The 18,101-nt window shown below is 71.5% G+C and carries 16 protein-coding genes; 5 read left to right on the forward strand and 11 right to left on the reverse strand.

Annotated elements, in window-relative coordinates; all coding sequences use genetic code 11:
• Positions 1-48: 48 nt before the first annotated feature.
• On the forward strand, positions 49-1,497 hold the full coding sequence (locus ABH940_RS10975) for an MFS transporter (protein WP_370105134.1): 1,449 nt from the start codon (positions 49-51) through the stop codon (positions 1,495-1,497).
• Here the strand turns inward: ABH940_RS10975 and ABH940_RS10980 are convergent, their stop codons facing one another.
• The 9 genes from ABH940_RS10980 to hrcA form a co-directional block, all read right to left on the reverse strand.
• A complete protein-coding gene (locus ABH940_RS10980) occupies positions 1,498-2,841 on the reverse strand; it encodes a hemolysin family protein (protein WP_370063461.1) in 1,344 nt (447 codons plus the stop codon). It abuts the gene before it with no gap.
• 16 nt (positions 2,842-2,857) lie between these two features.
• Positions 2,858-3,346, reverse strand: coding sequence for an rRNA maturation RNase YbeY (gene ybeY, locus ABH940_RS10985; protein ID WP_370063459.1), 489 nt, complete (start codon positions 3,344-3,346; stop codon positions 2,858-2,860).
• Between the two features lie 93 nt (positions 3,347-3,439).
• On the reverse strand, positions 3,440-4,528 hold the full coding sequence (locus ABH940_RS10990; RefSeq protein WP_370105135.1) for a PhoH family protein: 1,089 nt from the start codon (positions 4,526-4,528) through the stop codon (positions 3,440-3,442).
• Between the two features lie 104 nt (positions 4,529-4,632).
• Positions 4,633-5,580 carry a ribonuclease Z gene (locus tag ABH940_RS10995; RefSeq protein WP_370063455.1) on the reverse strand — a complete coding sequence of 316 codons (948 nt, stop codon included), beginning with the start codon at positions 5,578-5,580 and terminating at the stop codon, positions 4,633-4,635.
• Between the two features lie 4 nt (positions 5,581-5,584).
• Positions 5,585-5,950, reverse strand: a complete 366-nt coding sequence (locus ABH940_RS11000; protein ID WP_370105136.1) for a histidine triad nucleotide-binding protein — start codon at positions 5,948-5,950, stop codon at positions 5,585-5,587.
• Positions 5,951-6,056: 106 nt separating this feature from the next.
• Positions 6,057-9,317, reverse strand: a complete 3,261-nt coding sequence (locus ABH940_RS11005; protein WP_370105137.1) for a PDZ domain-containing protein — start codon at positions 9,315-9,317, stop codon at positions 6,057-6,059.
• Between the two features lie 78 nt (positions 9,318-9,395).
• Positions 9,396-10,139, reverse strand: a complete 744-nt coding sequence (locus ABH940_RS11010; RefSeq protein WP_370063449.1) for a 16S rRNA (uracil(1498)-N(3))-methyltransferase — start codon at positions 10,137-10,139, stop codon at positions 9,396-9,398.
• A 55-nt stretch (positions 10,140-10,194) separates the two neighbouring features.
• Positions 10,195-11,337, reverse strand: coding sequence for a molecular chaperone DnaJ (gene dnaJ, locus ABH940_RS11015; protein ID WP_370063447.1), 1,143 nt, complete (start codon positions 11,335-11,337; stop codon positions 10,195-10,197).
• A gap of 84 nt (positions 11,338-11,421) precedes the next feature.
• The gene (hrcA, locus tag ABH940_RS11020) at positions 11,422-12,453 is read right to left on the reverse strand and encodes a heat-inducible transcriptional repressor HrcA (RefSeq protein ID WP_370063445.1); all 1,032 of its coding nucleotides are present in this window, start codon (positions 12,451-12,453) and stop codon (positions 11,422-11,424) included.
• Between the two features lie 272 nt (positions 12,454-12,725).
• Between hrcA and htpX the strand changes: the two genes are divergently transcribed.
• The 3 genes from htpX to ABH940_RS11035 are packed head-to-tail and all read left to right on the forward strand — an operon-like array spanning position 12,726 to position 15,127.
• Positions 12,726-13,646: a zinc metalloprotease HtpX gene (htpX, locus tag ABH940_RS11025; protein WP_370063443.1), complete on the forward strand. Its 921-nt coding sequence runs from the start codon at positions 12,726-12,728 to the stop codon at positions 13,644-13,646.
• A gap of 43 nt (positions 13,647-13,689) precedes the next feature.
• Positions 13,690-14,271, forward strand: coding sequence for a hypothetical protein (locus tag ABH940_RS11030; RefSeq protein ID WP_370063441.1), 582 nt, complete (start codon positions 13,690-13,692; stop codon positions 14,269-14,271).
• A gap of 34 nt (positions 14,272-14,305) precedes the next feature.
• Positions 14,306-15,127 carry a DUF3097 domain-containing protein gene (locus ABH940_RS11035; RefSeq protein WP_370105208.1) on the forward strand — a complete coding sequence of 274 codons (822 nt, stop codon included), beginning with the start codon at positions 14,306-14,308 and terminating at the stop codon, positions 15,125-15,127.
• 11 nt (positions 15,128-15,138) lie between these two features.
• Here ABH940_RS11035 and ABH940_RS11040 read toward each other — a convergent pair whose 3' ends face one another.
• Positions 15,139-15,699 (reverse strand): PadR family transcriptional regulator, encoded by a 561-nt coding sequence (locus ABH940_RS11040; protein ID WP_370105138.1) that lies wholly within the window; start codon positions 15,697-15,699, stop codon positions 15,139-15,141.
• A 120-nt stretch (positions 15,700-15,819) separates the two neighbouring features.
• Here ABH940_RS11040 and ABH940_RS11045 point away from each other — a divergent pair, with 120 nt between their 5' ends.
• Entirely contained in the window at positions 15,820-16,779 is a 960-nt protein-coding gene (locus ABH940_RS11045; protein ID WP_370105209.1) for an alpha/beta hydrolase, read from the forward strand.
• Positions 16,780-16,819: 40 nt separating this feature from the next.
• Here the strand turns inward: ABH940_RS11045 and hemW are convergent, their stop codons facing one another.
• Positions 16,820-18,049: a radical SAM family heme chaperone HemW gene (gene hemW, locus ABH940_RS11050; RefSeq protein ID WP_370105139.1), complete on the reverse strand. Its 1,230-nt coding sequence runs from the start codon at positions 18,047-18,049 to the stop codon at positions 16,820-16,822.
• Between the last annotated feature and the right edge of the window lie 52 nt (positions 18,050-18,101).

An 18,101-nucleotide genomic window follows, 5' to 3' on the forward strand; every position in this document is an offset into this window, starting at 1 on the left:
CAAGCGCCCTCTCTCCACCACCTGTTGAACCGCAGCACGATGCTGGTCATGGCGATCGACTCGACACTCTCCCGCACCAGTGGCCCTCTGACCGAAGACGCTCTCACCGAAGACCCCTTCGCTCCGTCCACAGGCAGGCTCTCCGGACGGACCCGGCTGGTCCTCTTCGTGCTCTGTGCCGCCCAGTTCGCGGTGGCGCTGGACTTCTCCATCCTCAACATCGCGCTCCCCACGCTGGGCCGCGCGCTGCACCTGTCGCAGGCGAACCTGCAGTGGGGCATGACCGCCTTCGCGCTGCCGTCCGGCGGGTTCCTGCTGCTCTTCGGGCGGATCGCCGACTCGGTCGGCCGACGCCGGATCTTCCTGACCGGGCTGTCGCTCTTCACCGCGGCGTCCGTGCTGGCCACCCTCGCCTGGTCACCGACCAGCTTCCTGATCGGCCGGGCGCTCCAGGGACTCGGCGCGGCGGCGATCGTACCGTCCGGGATGGCACTGCTGACCACGACCTTCCGTGAGGGCCCGCAGCGCGACCGGGCGCTCGGCATCATGGGCAGCCTGATGGCGATCGGCTTCACCTGCGGCATGGTGCTGGGCGGGGTGCTGACCCAGCTGCTGACCTGGCGGTCGACCATGGGCCTGAACGTGGTGATGGGCGCGGCCGTGCTGGTCGCCGCGCCGCTGCTGCTGACCGAGTCGCGCAACGAGGTGCGTCCGCGGATCGACGTGCCCGGCGCGGTGACGGTCACCGGCGGCCTGCTGTCGCTGATCTACGCCCTCTCCACGGCCGCGCAGCACGGCTTCGGTGACACGTCCGTACTGGTCACCCTGATCGCGGCGGCCGTGCTGCCGACCGCCTTCGTCGTGATCGAGGCCCGTACCGCCGAGCCGCTGGTCTCGCTGCGGATCCTGCGTCGCCCGACCGTGGCCTTCGGCAACCTCGGCGGCCTGGCCACCCTCGCGTCCATGCCCGGCGCGGTCTTCCTCGGCACGCTCTACCTGCAGCAGGTCAACCACCTGTCGCCGGTGCTGACCGGGCTGGTCTTCGGCGCCCTCGGCGTGGTCTGCGCGGTCACCGGGACGGTGGCACCGCGTCTGGTCTCCCGTCACGGCTCCGCCAAGGTCCTGGTCGGCGGCCTGCTGCTGCAGGCGGCGCTCACCTTCGGGCTGCTGGGCATCAGCGCCGGAACGCGCGGCACCTGGCTGTTCCTGACGGTCATCTCGCTGGCGGGAATCGGCCACATGGCGGCGATCGTCGGCTACAACGTCACCGCGACCTCCGGCCTGCCGGACGCCGAGCAGGGTCTCGCGACCGGACTGGCCACGACCACGCAGCAGGTCGGCATGACCGTCGGCATCCCGCTGCTGAGCGCGCTCGCCTCGACGCACGCGGACGTGCTGGGCGGCGTCAAGCTGGGCCTGGGCGCGGACGCCGTGGCGCTGGCCGTCCTCGCCCTCGCGGTGGCCGCCGGCCTGGGCGCCGCGGCCCGCAGGAAGTGATCAGTCCGCGTCGGCGCCGGATTCGGCCTCGTCCGCGAAGTGGTGGGCCGCCCGCAGGACCGGGGACGCCAGCAGCGTCCCGATCCGGTTGCGGCGGCCCGCCGTGCTCTCCGCAGTCAGGCGGATCGCCGCGATCGGCAGCCCGTCTGCGGCAGGGACCAGGACCTCGGCTTGGGAACCGGGGATCGGGACCCTGCCCAGAGCCTTGGCCAGCAGACCGCCGACGGTCTCCACGTCCTCGTCGTCGAGTTCTATACCGAACAGCTCGCCCAGCTCCTCCACGGGCAGCCGGGCGGTGATCCGGTAGGAGCCGTCCGGGAGGGGCTCGACCGGCGGGGCCTCGCGGTCGTACTCGTCGGTGATCTCACCGACGATCTCCTCCAGGATGTCCTCGATGGTGACCAGACCCGCCGTCCCGCCGTACTCGTCGATGACGACCGCGACGTGGATCCGGTCCCGCTGCATCTCCCGCAGCAGGTCCGCGACCGGCTTGCTGTCCGGGACGAAGGTGGCCGGGCGCATCACCTGGCCGACCGGCTCGGATTCCGCGTCACGGTTGGTGTGGGTACGGCGGACCAGGTCCTTCAGGTAGGCGATGCCGACGACGTCGTCCTCGTTCTCGCCCACCACCGGTATCCGGGAGAAGCCGCTGCGCAGCGCCAGCGTCAGGGCCTGCCGGACGTTCTTGCCGCGCTCGATCAGCACCAGGTCGGTGCGCGGCACCATCACCTCGCGGACGATGGTGTCGCCCAACTCGAAGACGGAGTGGACCATGCGCCGCTCGTCGTCCTCGATCAGGTCGTCCTTCTCGGCCAGGTCGACCAGGGCACGCAGCTCCGCCTCGGATGCGAACGGGCCCTCGCGGAAGCCCTTGCCCGGCGTCAGCGCGTTGCCGAGCAGGATCAGCAGCCGCGGGATCGGGCCCATCACCCGGGCCAGCGGCACCAGCACGTAGGAGGCCGCGGTCGCCGAGTTCAGCGGGTGCTGGCGGCCGATGGTGCGCGGCGAGACGCCGACGGCGACGAAGGACACCAGCACCATCGCGCCGATCGACACCAGCACCGCCTGCCAGGTGTGGTGGAAGCCGCGCACGCAGACCACGGTGACCAGCACGGCCGCCGCCATCTCGCAGGTGACCCGGATCAGCGTGGCCAGATTGAGGTAGCGGATCGGGTCACGCGCGAGCGCCAGCAGCCGCTCCGACCCGCGCTTGCCCGCCCGGACCGCCTCCTCCGCCCGGAACCGGGAGACCCGCGAGATACCCGCCTCGGCGCACGCGGCCAGCCACGCGCAGATGACGAGCAGCACCGCCCCGACGAGGAAGCTGGTACTGAAGCCGCTCATGTCCGACTACCCCGCGTTATCGGGTGGTCGGAGCCGGGGACGGGCCGGTCTCGCCGCGTGCGGCGCGCCAGTCGTCCAGGATCCGCTTCTGGAGGCCGAACATCTCGCGCTCCTCCTCCGGGTCCTCGTGGTCGTAGCCGAGCACGTGCAACACCCCGTGGACCGTGAGCAGTTGCAGCTCCGCGTCCATCGAGTGCCCGTTGGCGGCGCCCTGCGTGGTCGCCACCTCCGGGCAGAGCACGATGTCGCCGAGGAGACCCTGCGGCAGCTCCTCGTCCTCCTTGCCGGGCCGCAGCTCGTCCATCGGGAAGGACATCACGTCCGTCGGGCCGGGCTCGTCCATCCACTGCACGTGCAGGGCTGCCATGGCCTCCTCGTCGACGACGATGACGGAGAGCTCGGACAGCGGGTGGATGCGCATCCGGTCCAGCGCGAAGCGGGCGACGTCGAGGAGCGCCTCCTCGTCGACCTCCGTGCCGGATTCGTTGTTGATGTCGATCGCCATGGCGGGTGCGGGTCTCGGCTTTCTGAGTTCTCGTCGGGAAGCGGGGTGGTGCCTGGGTTGTGTGTTGTGGCGGTGCTGTTCGTTGTGCCGGGGCTACTTGGAGTGCCGGGCCTGGTGCGGCGCGGCGCCGTTCGTGCCGGGTCGACCTGACTCGCCCAGCGCGTCGTAGCGGCTGTAGGCGTCGACGATCCGGCCGACCAGCTTGTGACGGACGACGTCGGCGCTGGTCAGGCGGGTGAAGTGGATGTCGTCCACATCGGCCAGGATGTCCTGGACCACGCGCAGACCGCTGGTCGTACCGCCCGGCAGGTCGATCTGGGTGATGTCACCGGTGACCACGATCTTGGAGTTGAAGCCGAGACGGGTCAGGAACATCTTCATCTGCTCGGCGCTGGTGTTCTGCGCCTCGTCGAGGATGATGAACGCGTCGTTGAGGGTCCGTCCACGCATGTACGCGAGCGGGGCGACCTCGATGGTCCCGGCGGCCATCAGCCGCGGGATCGAGTCCGGGTCGATCATGTCGTGCAGCGCGTCGTAGAGCGGGCGCAGGTACGGGTCGATCTTCTCGTAGAGCGTGCCCGGCAGGAAGCCGAGCCGCTCGCCGGCCTCGACGGCCGGGCGGGTCAGGATGATCCGGTTGACCTGCTTGGCCTGCAGCGCCTGGACCGCCTTGGCCATGGCCAGGTACGTCTTGCCGGTACCGGCCGGGCCGATGCCGAAGACGATGGTGTGCCGGTCGATGGCGTCGACGTAGCCCTGCTGGTTGAGCGTCTTGGGGCGGATGGACCGGCCCCGGTTGGAGAGGATGTTCGCCGTGAAGACGGCGGACGGACTCTCGTGAGCCTCCGGGCTGTTCGGGTCCTCCACCGCCTTGCGCAGCATGGCGATCGAACGCTCCACGGTGTCCTCGGTCAGGGGCTGGCCGGTGCGCAGCACCAGCATCATCTCGTCGAACACGCGCTGGACGAGAGCCGTCTCGGCCGGGTCACCGGTGGCGGTCACCTCGTTGCCACGGGCATGGATGTCGACGGCGGGGAAGGCTTTCTCGATCACGCGGAGGAGTGAGTCCCCGGTGCCGAGCACGGTCACCATCGGGTGCTTTTCCGGAATGACGATGCGTGCCTGGTTCTGCTTCGGCTGCGCATCCGTCTTGGTGCGAGTCTCGCCAGTTTGAGAAACCATGGGTCGGCCGCTCGGGCCTGCCTCATCCCATTTCACTGTCGGGTCCGTCTGATAGGGAAAGGGTACGACGGACGGAACGGCCGGGAACAATGATGCTGCGCTGCTCAGCGCGGATTCGCCAGTGGTTTACGGCCCGTTGTACGGGCGGGAACCGGCACCCGCATCAGGTCCTCGGCGACCACGATCTCGCCGTCGAAGTGCTTGCGGGCCTCGGTGAGGTGACCGTCCAGGTCCGGGTAGCGCTGCGAGAAGTGCGTCAGCACCAGCGTCCGCACGCCCGCCTCGGCGGCCACGCGGGCGGCCTGGGCGGCGGTGAGGTGGCCGTGCTCCTCGGCCAGGTGCGCGTCCGCGTCCAGGAAGGTCGCCTCGATGACCAGCAGGTCTGCTCCCTCGGCCAGGGCGTGCACGCCGTCGCAGAGCCGGGTGTCCATGACGAAGGCGGCCCGCTGCCCCGGCCGGCCCTCGCTGACGTCGTCCAGCGTCACCGGTGCCTGGCCGTCGCGCTGGAGCCGGCCCTCGCGCTGGAGCTGCCCGACCTCGGGACCGGCGATCCCCAGCTCGCGCAGCCTCCCGGGCAGCATCCGGCGGCCGTCCGGCTCGACGAGGCGGTAGCCGTAGGACTCGACCGGGTGGGAGAGCCGGATCGCCTGGAGCTCGAAGCGCGGGCCGGGGAAGGCCGCTCCCTCGCCCGCGACCGGCTCGGACCCCAGCGGCACCGTCTCGTGGAAGGCGCTCGCATGCCGGAGCCGCTCGAACCAGTGACCGCCCGACTCCGGGTAGTAGGCCGTGACGGGGTGCGGGACCCTGTCCAGGTTGATCCGCTGGATCACGCCGGGCAGGCCCAGGCAGTGGTCGCCGTGGAAGTGGGTGACGCAGATCCGGGTGATCTGGTGGGCGCTGACCCCGGCGTGCAGCATCTGCCGCTGCGTGCCCTCGCCCGGGTCGAACAGCAGGCCCTCGCCGTCCCAGCGCAACAGGTAGCCGTTGTGGTTCCGGTGGCGCGTGGGCACCTGGCTGGCCGTGCCCAGCACGACCAGCTCACGAGCCGACACCCCGTCAGACCAGCCGCTCGTGCAGCTCGCCGTTGCCGCCGCCCAGCACGTGCACGTGGGCGTGGAAGACGGTCTGCCCCGCGCCGCTGCCGGTGTTGAAGATCAGCCGGTAGCCGCTGTCGGCCACCTTCTCGTCCCCGGCCACCCGCCCGGCCTCGGCCAGCACCGTACCCGCCAGCGCCGGGTCCGCCTCGGCCAGCGCGGCGGCGTTCGGGTAGTGGGCCTTCGGCACCACCAGCACGTGGGTCGGCATCTGCGGGTTGATGTCACGGAAGGCGAGGGTGTGCTCGGTCTCGCGCACCTTGGTGGACGGGATCTCGCCCGCCACGATCCTGCAGAACAGGCAGTCCGCCTGGACCTCGCCGATCATCCCGCACGCTCCTCGCGTCAGCAGTCCTCGCTACGCGTGCATCGTACCGAGGACTGCCGACAGACTGGGCCGGAGCTCCGAAGAGGCTGCCTGAGGTCTGAAGGGACTAGAGCTCCGGCAGGGCCGGGGGTTGGGCCGCCGGGTGCTCCGTCAGGGCGGCGAGGGCGATCCGGACCGCCTCGTCCAGCTGCGGGTCGCGTCCCGCCACCCAGTCCTGCGGGGTGCAGACGACCTCGACGTCGGGGTCGACGCCGTGGTTCTCCAGGCCCCAGCCGTAGCCCTCCATCCAGATCGCGTAACGCGGCTGGGTCACACCCGTGCCGTCGACCAGCTGGTAGCGGCCGTCGATGCCGACCACGCCGCCCCAGCTGCGGACGCCCACGACCGGACCGAGTTTCAGCGCCTGGAAGGCCGCCCCGACGATGTCCCCGTCCGAGCCGGCGTACTCGTCCGTCACCGCCACCATGGGTCCCCGCGCGGCGTCGAACGGGTACGTGGTCGGGACGCTGTCGCGCGGGAAGTCCCAACCGACGACCCGGCGGTGGAGCTTCTCGATCACCAGCTGCGAGGTGTGGCCGCCGCGGTTCTCACGGACGTCCACGACCAGGCCCTCGCGCCCGATCTCGGTGCGCAGGTCGCGGTGCAGCTGCGCCCAGCCGTTGCTCACCATGTCCGGCACGTGCAGATAGCCGAGCCGTCCGCCCGAGACGGCGTGGACGTGGGCCCGGCGGTCCGCGACCCAGGCGTGGTAGCGCAGCGGCTCCTCGTCCGCCAGCGGGACCACGACCACCGTGCGGGAGTCGCTCTCACCGCTGCGCCGGACGGTCAGCCCGACCGGCTTCCCGGCCGTGCCGACCAGCAGCGGGGCCGGGCCGGTGACCGGGTCGACCGCCCGACCGTCGACCGCGAGCAGCGCGTCCCCGGCCCGTACCGCGACGCCGGGGGCGGCCAGCGGGGACCGCGCCTCCGGGGCGGAGGACTCGGTGGGCAGCACCCGGGCCACCCGCCAGACGCCCTGCTCGTCACGGGCGAGGTCGGCGCCGAGGAATCCCTGCCGACGCGCCTTGTCCGGTCCCTGCCCGCCTCGTGCCCCACCGCCCGGCGGGGTCACGTAGGCGTGCGAGGTGCCCAACTCACCCTGGAGTTCCCAGAGCAGGTCGACCAGGTCGCCGTGGCTGCCCAGCCGCTCCACCAGCGGTCGGTAGCGGGCCTGGACCGCGTCCCAGTCGACGCCGCCGAGGTCGGCGCGCCAGAAGTTGTCGCGCATCAGCCGGGCGGCCTCGTCGAACATCTGCCGCCACTCGGCGGTCGGGTCGACGGTCACCCGGATCCGGCCGAGGTCCACCGCGACCCGGTCGTCCTTCTCGTCCTTGTCGACCTTGCGGTCGGCGGGCAGCACCGTCAGCTCACCGTGGTCCCTGACCACCAGTCGGCTGCCGTCACCGGAGACCGCGTAGCCGTCCAGCGCGTCGACCAGGGTCTCGACCCGCAGCTTCTCGAGGTCGAACCGCTCCAGCGAGCTGCGCTCGGCGCTCGCATCCGGCGTGGCCCTGCCGGTGCCCAGGCTGCCGACCAGTGGGTGGTGCAGCCAGGCGACGCCGCCCTTGACCGCCTTCAGCTCTCCGTAGCGCCCGGACGGCACCGGGAACGGCACGATCCGGGCCGCAAGGCCGTCGGTGTCGACCACCGTGTCGGCCGCGGTGGCTGCCACGGTCCGGGGCGCGGCGCTGTCGCCGTCGCTTCCGGCGTCGGCCGTGGCGTCCGCTCCCCCGCCCGTGGCCCGGCCGTCGGGCTGCGGGCCGAACGGGGACAGCGTCTCCGCGGCCAGCGTGAGCAGGTACGGACGGGCGGCCAGCGGGAACGACAGGTCGAAGACGTGCTGGTCGTAGACCGGGTCGAAGTCACGGGCGGAGAGGAAGGCGAGGTGCTTGCCGTCCGCGGTGAACGCGGGCGACCAGTCGCGGAACCGGACCGGCGTCACCTCGATCGGCTCGGTCGACTCGCTGCCACCGACCGTGCGCGCCAGCCGGATCTGACGCATCATCCCCTCGGCCGCGGTCGAGTGCGACCAGGCCAGCCAGCGTGAGTCGGGCGAGAAGGCGAGCCCCTCGGCCTGCTCGAAACTGCTGCGGTCGACCTCGCGCAGCGCCTCCGGCTCCGCGACCGGGACGAGCAGGATCCGGCCGAGCCGGTCCGCCACCGCCAGCAGGCTGCCGTCCGGGGAGACGGCCAGCTCCTCGACCCGCCCCAGCCGCCCGCCCAGCACGCGACGGCCGTCGGAGAACTCCAGCGCGTCGTCGCCCTCGGCGTCGGTGACCCACACCGACGAGCCGTCAGGAAGCAGCTGCGGCAGCCGGTTGCGCACACCCGACGTGACGGCCAGCGCGCGGCTCGGGCCGTCACGGTGGGTCAGCAGGTGCACGGTGCCGCGCACCTCGACCACGCTGGCCCGCGCCTGCGCGTCCGGGGCGACCGTGCCGAGGTGGTCGGACGCGGCGATCGGGTACGGCTGCCGATCGGTCCGCGGCCCGCCCAGGGCGATCTCCAGCCGCTGCGGCCGGGTGCCCTCGTCGAGGTCGTTCAACAGCCAGAGCTCACCGGCGCAGTGGTAGACCACGCGACCACCGTCGGTGGCGGCGTTGCGGGCGTAGAAGCCGTGCTCGGTGTGGCAGCGCAGATCGCTGCCGTCCGGCAGGCTGGACCAGAGCCGGCCCACCGGCTCGCCGTCGTCCTCGCCGGCCGCGTGGTCGGAGAGGAACGCGATGCGGTCGCCGACCCACATCGGCGAGTCGATGTTGCCGTCCAGCTCCGCGTGGATCCGGCTGAACTCGCCGTCCTCCCCGGCGGAGATCCAGAGCCTGCCCGCCGTGCCGCCGCGATAGCGCTTCCATTGCGCGGGCTCGCGTCCCATCCCGGCCGAGGCCAACAGCACGCCGCCGGCCCCGAAGGCCACGCCGCCCACGCGGCCGTAGGGCAGCGTCCGGGCCGGGCCGCCGTCCAGCGGGACCGCGTGGGCCCAGGTGTGCGCCCGGGAGCGCCGGCCCTGAGTGCTCAGTGCCAGCACCTCGCCGGTCTCGCTCCAGCCGACGACGCTGGTCTTGGCGCTGCCCCAGTGGGTCAGGCGTCGGGCCGGGCCTCCGGCAACGGGCGCGACGTGCACCTCCGGCGCGCCGTCGCGGGTCGACGCCCAGGCCAACTGGGTTCCGTCCGGCGAGAAGCGGGGCCGAGCCGCCGGAACCCGGTCGGCGCTGACCCGCCAGGCACGGCCGCCCCCGACCGGCGCCAGCCAGATGTCGTCCTCGGCGACGAAGGCGACCAAGCCACCGTGGATGTCCGGGTAGCTGAGATATCCGTCTGTTGTAAGCATCACGCGCAAGCTAGCCGAGGCACCCGCTCCGCGCACGCGCATTTAGCGCACGCGAGTTGCCGCACGCGTAGTCGGCGGTTACCCCCAGCGCCCGCTGCGCCCCAGCAGCAGCGCGCCGGCGGCCACGCCCGCCGTGGAGGTGCGCAGCACGGACGGCCCGAGCAGGTACGCCCCCGCACCGGCGGTGGTGAAGGCGTCCAGCTCGTCCGGGGAGACGCCGCCCTCCGGCCCGACGACGAGGACCACCGAGCCCAAGACCGGCAGCGGCGCGGAGGCGAGCGCAGCGGCGCCCTCCTCGTGCAGGACACCCGGGACGGTGGCCGAGGCGAGCAGCGCGCAGACCTGACGGGTCGTCATCAGGTCCTGCACCACGGGGAAGCGCAGCCGACGCGACTGCTTGCCCGCCTCGCGCGCGGTGGCCCGCCACTTGGCCAGCGACTTGGCGCCCCGGTCGCCCTTCCACTGCGTGATGCAGCGCGACGCGGCCCACGGCACGACCTCGTCGACGCCGACCTCGGTCATCAACTCGACGGCCAGCTCGCCCCGGTCGCCCTTGGGCAGCGCCTGGACGACGGTGATCCGCAGCTCCGGCTCCGGCTCGTCCAGCACCTCAGTGACGGTGACGGCAAGGACGTCCTTGCCCTCCACCGAGGCGACGGCGCCGCGCACGCCCCGGCCCGCTCCGTCGGTGAGGACGACCTCCTCACCGACGGTCAACCGCTTGACCGAGACGGCGTGCCGCCCCTCCGCCCCGTCCAGGCGGACCAGCCCGCCCACGGGTGCGAAGCGGTCGGCGTCCAGCAGGAAGACGGGCGCGGTCACGTGCGTGCTCTTTCCGACGTGCTTCTTGAGGGTTGGTCAGCGACCGTTGAACGCGTCAGCGACCGTTGAATGCGTCTTTGAGGCGCGAGAAGAGGCCCTGCTGACCCGGTGCGAACTGGCCCGACGGGCGCTCCTCGCCGCGGAGCTTGGCGAGCTTGCGCATCAGGTCCTCCTGCTCGGCGTCGAGCTTGCTCGGCGTCAGGACCTCGACGTGCACTATCAGGTCGCCGCGTCCGCCGCCGCGCAGGTGCGTGATGCCCCGGCCGTGCAGCGGGATGGACTGGCCGGACTGGGTGCCGGGACGGATGTCGATCTCCGCCGCGCCGTCCAGCGTCTCCAGCGGGACCTTGGTGCCGAGCGAGGCCGCCGTCATCGGCAGGGTCACCGTGCAGTGCAGGTCGTCGCCGCGCCGCTGGAAGATCTCGTGGGCGTTCTCGGAGATCTCGACGTAGAGGTCACCGGCCGGGCCGCCGCCGGGGCCGACCTCGCCCTCGCCGGCCAGCTGGATCCGGGTGCCGTTGTCGACACCGGCCGGGATCTTGACGGTCAGCGTGCGGCGGGCGCGGACCCGGCCGTCGCCGGCGCACTCCGGGCAGGGGGTGGGCACGACGGTGCCGAAGCCCTGACACTGCGGGCACGGACGCGAGGTCATGACCTGGCCCAGGAAGGACCGGGTCACCTGGGAGACCTCACCGCGACCGCGGCACATGTCACAGGTCTGCGCGGAGGTACCGGGGGCCGCGCCCTCGCCGTTGCAGGTGTTGCAGACGACGGCGGTGTCGACCTGGATTTCCTTGGTGGTGCCGAAGGCCGCCTCCTCCAGATCGATGTCGATCCGGATCATGGCGTCCTGACCGCGCCGGGTCCGCGACCGCGGGCCGCGCTGGTTACCGGCTGCGCCGAAGAAGGCATCCATGATGTCGCTGAAGCCGAAGCCCGCGCCGGTCCCGAAGCCGCCGGCCCCACCGGCGGCGCCCGTGGACGAGAGCGGGTCGCCGCCCAGGTCGTAGACCTGGCGCTTGCTCGGGTCCGACAACACCTCGTAGGCGGCGTTGATCTCCTTGAACCGCTCCTGGGTCTTCGGGTCCGGGTTGACGTCAGGATGCAGCTCACGCGCCAGTCGGCGGAAAGCCTTCTTGATCTCGTCCTGACCCGCGTCCCGTCGGACGCCGAGTACCGCGTAGTAGTCCGTGGCCACCAAAATGCTCCGCTGTTCTCCGTCTGAGGCTCGTGCGCCTGCCGTGCGCCTGCCGTGCACCTGCGTGCTACTGCCGTGCTGCCACTAGGACGCGGCCAGGATCTGACCCACGTACCGTGCAACCGCCCGGACGGCCCCCATGGTTCCCGGGTAGTCCATCCGAGTCGGCCCGACCACCCCGAGCTTGGCGACGGTCTCCTCGCCGGAACCGTAGCCCACCGAGACGACGGACGTGGAATTGAGCCCTTCATAGGCGTTCTCGTGACCGATCCTGACCATCACACCAGGATCAGCGGTCTCCCCGAGTAGTCGAAGGAGTACCACCTGTTCCTCCAGCGCCTCGAGCACCGGCGCGATCGTGAGCGGGAAGTCGTGCGGGAACCGGGTCAGGTTGGCCGTGCCGCCCATCACCACGCGCTCCTCGGTCTGCTCGACCAGCGCCTCGTAGAGAGTGGAGAGCACGGTCGTGACGGAGGCCCGGTCCTGGAGCGCGAAGGTCTCGGGCAGGTCCTGCAGCAAGGTCGGCACCTCGGCGAAGCGCTGTCCCGCCGCCCGGGCGTTGAGCCTGGTCCGCAGGTCGGCCAGCATGACCTCGCCCACCTGCCCCGGGCAGTCGACGATGCGCTGCTCGACCCGGCCGGTGTCGGTGATCAGCACCAGCATCACCCGGGTCGGCGTCAACGGGACCAACTCGACGTGCCGCACCGTGGAACGGGTGAGCGAGGGGTACTGGACCACCGCCACCTGTCTGGTGAGCTGCGCCAACAGCCGGACCGTGCGCGCCACGACGTCGTCCAGGTCGACGGCGTGGTCGAGGAAGTTGGTGATGGCCCGGCGCTCGGCGACCGACATCGGCTTGACCTCCGTCAGCCGGTCCACGAACAGCCGGTACCCCTTGTCGGTGGGCACCCGGCCGGCGCTGGTGTGCGGCTGGTGGATGTAGCCCTCCTCCTCGAGGACGGCCATGTCGTTGCGGACCGTGGCCGACGAGACACCGAGGCTGTGCCGGTCCACCAGCGCCTTGGAGCCGACCGGCTCCTCCGTGCCGACGTAGTCCTGGACGATGGCCCGCAGCACCGCAAGCTTGCGGTCGTCGAGCCGGCGCTCCTCGGGCACGGTACGCACCTCCAGTCGGTCCGGTCGGCTTGCTGTGCTTGTCGCAGCGCTGCTCTTGCTGCAAGCACCGCTCGTACTGATCTCGTCACTACATCAGCTCTGGCACTCTGGACATACGAGTGCCAGGATCGGTCAGCTGTCAGTGTAAAGCGCGACGGTCCGCGACCGGAACGACTGGACCTCGTCAGACGTACCACATACCGAGGGCGGCCCACATACCGAGTGCGGCAAGGCAGAATTGCAGCCGCAGTTCACCGCCCAGGAGGGACACCATGTCCAGGACTCGTTTCGCGCCGGACCGCGGCCTGACCAGCCGCATGCTGATCACGATGTTCTTGATCGGCCTGCTGTTCGTGGTCTTCGTGGGCGTGCTGCTGGTCGTGCTGCGTGGCGCGTGGCCGATCGTCGTCATCATCGCGGGCGGCCTGTTCGTGGTGCAGTTCTGGTTCAGCGACAAGATCGCCGCGTTCAGCATGGGCGCGCGCGAGGTGTCGCCACAGGAGTACCCGGAGCTGCACGGGGCGGTCGACCGCCTGTGCGCACTGGCCGACATGCCCAAGCCGCGCGTCGCCGTGGCCCAGAGCGACATGCCCAACGCCTTCGCCACCGGCCGCAACGAGAAGAACGCTGTGGTGTGCGTCACCACCGGTCTGCTGCGGCGCCTGGAGCCGGAGGAGCTCGAGGGCGTCCTCGCGCACGAGCTGTCCCATGTCGCGCACCGCGACGTCGCGGTGATGACCATCGCCGGCTTCCTCGGCGTGCTGGCCGGCATCATCACCCGCGTCGGCCTGCAGTTCGGCATGTTCGGCGGCTTCGACCGCCGGGACAACCGCGACAACGACAACACCGGCATGGCAATTCTGGCCGTGATCGCGGTCAGCGCGATCGTCTACGCCATCAGCTTCCTGCTGACCCGCCTGCTCTCCCGCTACCGCGAGCTCTCGGCGGACCGCTCGGCCGCGCTGCTCACCGGCAAGCCGTCGGCGCTGGCCTCCGCGCTCACCAAGGTCACCGGCGACATCGGCGCCATCCCGACCCAGGATCTGCGCAAGTCCCAGCCGTTCAACGCCTTCTACTTCGCCCCGGCCCTCTCGGCCCGCGAGGCGGTCGGCAACGCCTTCTCCAGCCACCCGACGCTGGACCAGCGCCTGGAGCAGCTCGGCAAGATCTCCGCCGAGCTGGGCCGGAGCTGAACACTCCTGACTGCACTCGCGTAGTAGAGAGGACCACTGAGCGATGGGTTTCCTGGACGCCCTGCTCGGCCGCACCAAGCCGGTCAAGCCGGATCTGGACCAGCTCTTCGGCCTGCCCTCGGCGGCCATCACCCTGGAGGCCGCGGCCGGCTACAAACCCACCGGCGTCGGTTCGGTCTGCTTCGCCCCCGCTGAGGGCGGGGCGTTCGCCGAGGTCCAGCAGGAGGTCCAGGCCCTGCTGGACGCCGACACGGGCCGTGGCCGCCGCCCTGTGGAGGTCACCCCGCGCGACTCGTACGGCTACTCCTGGATCACCGCCCGCCAGGACCCGGACGACATCGTCTCGCTGGTCAACGACGTCCATGCGGTCAACTCGGCGCTGGAGTCCCAGGGGTTCGGCCCGCAGCTGCTCTGCACCCTCGTCAACTTCGAGAACGCGCAGGGCCGCCGGTTCGCCCTGGTCTACCTCTACAAGCGCGGCGCCTTCTACCCGTTCGCCCCGCTCCCCGGCGAGAAGCGGGACAACCCGCTGGAGCTGCAGATCAAGGCGATGATCGGCAACGACCTCCGGATCGAGCAGGACCTGACCCGCTGGTTCCCGGTCTGGGGCGCGCCCGGTCTGTAATGATCGTCCCGTGAGCCGTTACGACGCCCGTGGCATGACCGATCTGACGCCCCCGTGGAAGCGCCCGAGCGCGGTGCCGGAGGTCCCCGCCGAACGGGACCTGGTGGTGGAGGAGCCGTCCACGGGCTTCTGCGGCGCGGTCGTCCGCTGCGAGAAGACGGCGGAGGGCTTCACGGTCACCCTGGAGGACCGCCACGGCAAGCACCGCGTATTCCCGATGACGCCACGCGGCTTCCTGATCGACGGCCGACCGGTCACCCTGGTCCGCCCGACGGGCGGCTCGGCTCCGGGTCCCGCGGGTGGTTCCGCAGGACCCGGCCGGACCGCGTCCGGGTCGGTCGCGGTCCGGGGCGCGAAGGCACGGGTCGCGCTGCCGAGCCGGATCTACGTCGAGGGCGTCCACGACGCCGAGTTGGTGGAGAAGGTCTGGGGCGACGACCTGCGCATCGAGGGCGTCGTGGTCGAGTACCTCCAGGGCATCGACGATCTCCCCGCCATCGTCGCCGAGTTCGGCCCCGAACCGGGCCGCCGCCTCGGCGTGCTGGTCGACCACCTGGTCCCCGGCTCCAAGGAGTCCCGGATCGCCGCCCAGGTGACGGGCGACCACGTGCTGGTCGTCGGCCACCCCTTCATCGACATCTGGGCGGCCGTCAAACCCGCCGCTGTCGGCATCCCCGCCTGGCCGGACGTCCCGCGCGGTGAGGACTGGAAGACGGGCATCTGCTCCCGCCTCGGCTGGCCCCTCGACACGTCCGCCGCCTGGAAGCGCATCCGCGGCTCGGTCCACTCCTACAAGGACCTCGACCCGGCCCTCCTCGGCCGGGTCGAGGAGCTCATCGACTTCGTCACCAGCTGACCCCTGGCTCCCTACTCACCCTCTTCGGCGGCCAAGGACTCCCAGTAGTCCACATAGGCCCGCTCGTGCGCGGCGGCCAGCGTGAGGATGCGCCGCCGGGCAAGGCTCTGCTCGCCGTCGTGCTGCGCCGCCTGGTCGAGCTCGGCGAGGCGGCCCTCGTAGAGGTCGAGCCAGCGGCGGTGCTGGGCCGCGCGGGCCTTCGCCAAGGCGACGACGTCGCCAGGGCCGCCGAGATCGGCGAAGAAGAGCTTCAGCTGGGCCGGGTCGCGCGTCTCCGGCTCCGGCGCGTGCGGGTTCGCCAGCCAACGGGCCAGCGCGGCGTGTCCGGCGTCGGTCAGGTGGAAGACCCGACGTCGGCGCCCGTCCTCCTCCGCCTCCTCGTGCAGCAACCCGAGCTCGGCGAGCCGCGCCGGGATGCGGTAGAGCTGCGCGTGCGGGATCGGCCAGAAGAACTGGACGCTCTCCTCCGTCCGCGCCTTGAGCTCGTACGGCGTCATCGGCCCGTGCCGGGCGATCAGACCCAGGACGACGTATCCGGAGGGGCTGCACTCCTCCTGCTCATCCGCTGCCACGCTGCCTCCTCCTACCCCTTCGATAACCTCATTGACACCGTATCATTGAGACCATAGTCTCGATATCAGCGCGACCGTATCAGTGAGACTATTCAACGACCGCGGAGGCTGACAGCCGTGATGTCCTACGTTCACCCCGAGCTCGCCCCTGTCCTGGACAAGCTCCCCGAGCGTCCCGAGAACCCCGTTGTCGACATCCAGGCGACCCGGGACGGATTCAAGGCATTGATGGCACCGTGGATGGAGGCGGTCGCCGCCGACACGACCGTCGAGATCGAGGAAGCGGCCTGCACCGGGCCCGACGGCAACCGGATCGACCTCCAGATCGTGCGACCGACAGCACTGCCCCGCGACGCGGCGAACCCGCTCCCCGCTGTGCTCTACATCCACGGCGGCGGCTTCTCCTTCGGCGAGCTGGATGGACCGAGCCCGATGGCCCGTCAGGCAACCGTCGCTGCAGGCGCGGTGGTCGTCAACGTGCACTACCGGCTCGCGCCGGAGCACCGCTACCCGGCCGGGGTGGAGGACTGCTACGCCGCGCTGGTCTGGATCGCCGCCCACGCGCAGCGGCTCGGTATCGACCCCGACCGGATCGCCGTCACCGGGGCGTCGGCCGGTGCCTCACTGACGGCGGCGGTCTGCCTGATGTCCCGCGACCGGGACGGCCCGGCGGTCGCCTTCCAGGGCCTGCTGATCCCGCTCCTGGACGATCGGGACGACTACCCGTCCCGGCGGCGGGTGACCGACCGGCGCTTCACCAACGGCCCCGGCATCCCCCGCACTTGGGACACCTACCTCGGCGCGGACCGCGGCGACGCCCCCGCCTACGCCGCACCCGCCCGTGCCACCGACCTGCGCGGCCTGCCCGCCGCCTACGTGCTGACCTGCGGCCTGGATCCGCTCCGCGACGAGGGCCTCGACTTCGCGCGCCGCCTCATCGAGGCGGACGTCCCGGTCGAGATCAAGGACGTCCCCGGTGCGTGGCACCTCTTCGAGGCCTACGCGCCGGAGACGTCTGTCACCCGACGGACGACGGCGCACTGGTTGCGCGCCCTGCGCGACGCGCTCAACCCTGCCTGATCCCGCTCGATCCCGCCTGGTCACGCCCAATCCCGCCTGCTCAGTCGACCAGGTCGCGGACGACGGCATCGGCAAGGAGGCGACCGCGCAGGGTGAGGACGGCGCGGCCCTGAGCGAAGGGCTCGGGCTGCAGCAGGCCGTCGGCGAGGGCGCGGTCCGCCGCAGTGCGGCCGTCCGGCTGGAGGAGGTCCAGCGGGCAGCCCTCGGAGAGGCGGAGTTCCAGCAGGATCCGCTCGACGCGGCGGTCCTCCGACGCGAGCCGCTCGCGTCCCTGCGCCGGAGTTTCACCCGCCGCGAGGGCTGCGGCGTAGGCGGCGGGGTGCTTGCGGTTCCACCAGCGGACGCCGCCGACGTGGCTGTGCGCGCCCGGTCCGGCGCCCCACCAGTCCGCGCCGGTCCAGTACAGCTCGTTGTGGCGGCAGCGCGCGGCCTTCGAGGTGGCCCAGTTCGAGACCTCGTACCACTCCATTCCGGCAGCGGTGAGCCGCTCCTCGGCCTGGAGGTAGCGGTCGGCGTGGACGTCGTCGTCCGTCATCGGGATCTCCCCGCGCCGGATCCGGGCCGCCAGTCGGGTCCCGTCCTCCACGATCAGCGCGTAGGCGGAGATGTGGTCCGGCTCCGCCGAGAGCGCCGCGTCGAGCGAGGCGGCCCAGTCGTCGTCCGACTCCCCCGGCGTGCCGTAGATCAGGTCGAGGTTGACGTGCTCGAACCCGGCTTCCCGTGCCTCCGCGACACAGGCCTGCGGACGCCCGGGAGTGTGGTGCCGGTCGAGCAGCTGCAGCACGTGCGGGCGGACGCTCTGCATCCCGAAGCTGAGCCGGTTGAAGCCGCCTTCGCGCAGCTCCGCCAGGTACGCGGGGTCCACCGACTCCGGGTTGGCCTCGGTGGTCACCTCGGCTCCGGGCGCGAGGCCGAACTCCTCGCGGATCGCGGCCAGCATCCGGACCAGGTCGGCGGCGGGCAGCAGCGTCGGCGTGCCACCGCCGAGGAAGACGGTTTCCACCGGCACGTCCGCGTCCCCGAGCAACGTGCGCGCGAGGCGGATCTCGGCGACCAGATGCTCGGCGTACGTCTCCTGCGACGCCACTGTGCCGGAGGAGCGCAGCTCCGTCGCGGTGTAGGTGTTGAAGTCGCAGTACCCGCAGCGGGTGGCGCAATAGGGCACGTGGACGTAGAAGCCGAACGGACGCGTCCCGAGCCCGGCGAGGGCGGTTTCGGGAAGCGAACCGTCAGCCGGGACGGCTTCGCCGTCAGGCAGAGCGGAAGGCATGACACCCATTGTCCGTGATCACGCGCGTGGACATGCCGACGGGCCGCTCCCC

The sequence above is a fragment of the Streptacidiphilus sp. BW17 genome, assembly GCF_041262485.1.
Classification (GTDB): Bacteria; Actinomycetota; Actinomycetes; order Streptomycetales; family Streptomycetaceae; genus Streptacidiphilus.

Coding starts and splice junctions, on each gene's coding strand:
- ABH940_RS11045 (WP_370105209.1), top strand. CDS start 15,820: ATGTCCTACGTTCACCCCGAGCTCGCCCCTGTCCTGGACAAGCTCCCC.
- ABH940_RS11035 (WP_370105208.1), top strand. CDS start 14,306: ATGACCGATCTGACGCCCCCGTGGAAGCGCCCGAGCGCGGTGCCGGAG.
- ABH940_RS10980 (WP_370063461.1), bottom strand. CDS start 2,841: ATGAGCGGCTTCAGTACCAGCTTCCTCGTCGGGGCGGTGCTGCTCGTC.
- ABH940_RS11000 (WP_370105136.1), bottom strand. CDS start 5,950: ATGATCGGCGAGGTCCAGGCGGACTGCCTGTTCTGCAGGATCGTGGCG.
- ABH940_RS11030 (WP_370063441.1), top strand. CDS start 13,690: ATGGGTTTCCTGGACGCCCTGCTCGGCCGCACCAAGCCGGTCAAGCCG.
- ABH940_RS11005 (WP_370105137.1), bottom strand. CDS start 9,317: ATGCTTACAACAGACGGATATCTCAGCTACCCGGACATCCACGGTGGC.
- ABH940_RS10990 (WP_370105135.1), bottom strand. CDS start 4,528: ATGGTTTCTCAAACTGGCGAGACTCGCACCAAGACGGATGCGCAGCCG.
- ABH940_RS10975 (WP_370105134.1), top strand. CDS start 49: ATGGCGATCGACTCGACACTCTCCCGCACCAGTGGCCCTCTGACCGAA.
- ybeY (WP_370063459.1), bottom strand. CDS start 3,346: ATGGCGATCGACATCAACAACGAATCCGGCACGGAGGTCGACGAGGAG.
- htpX (WP_370063443.1), top strand. CDS start 12,726: ATGTCCAGGACTCGTTTCGCGCCGGACCGCGGCCTGACCAGCCGCATG.
- hemW (WP_370105139.1), bottom strand. CDS start 18,049: ATGCCTTCCGCTCTGCCTGACGGCGAAGCCGTCCCGGCTGACGGTTCG.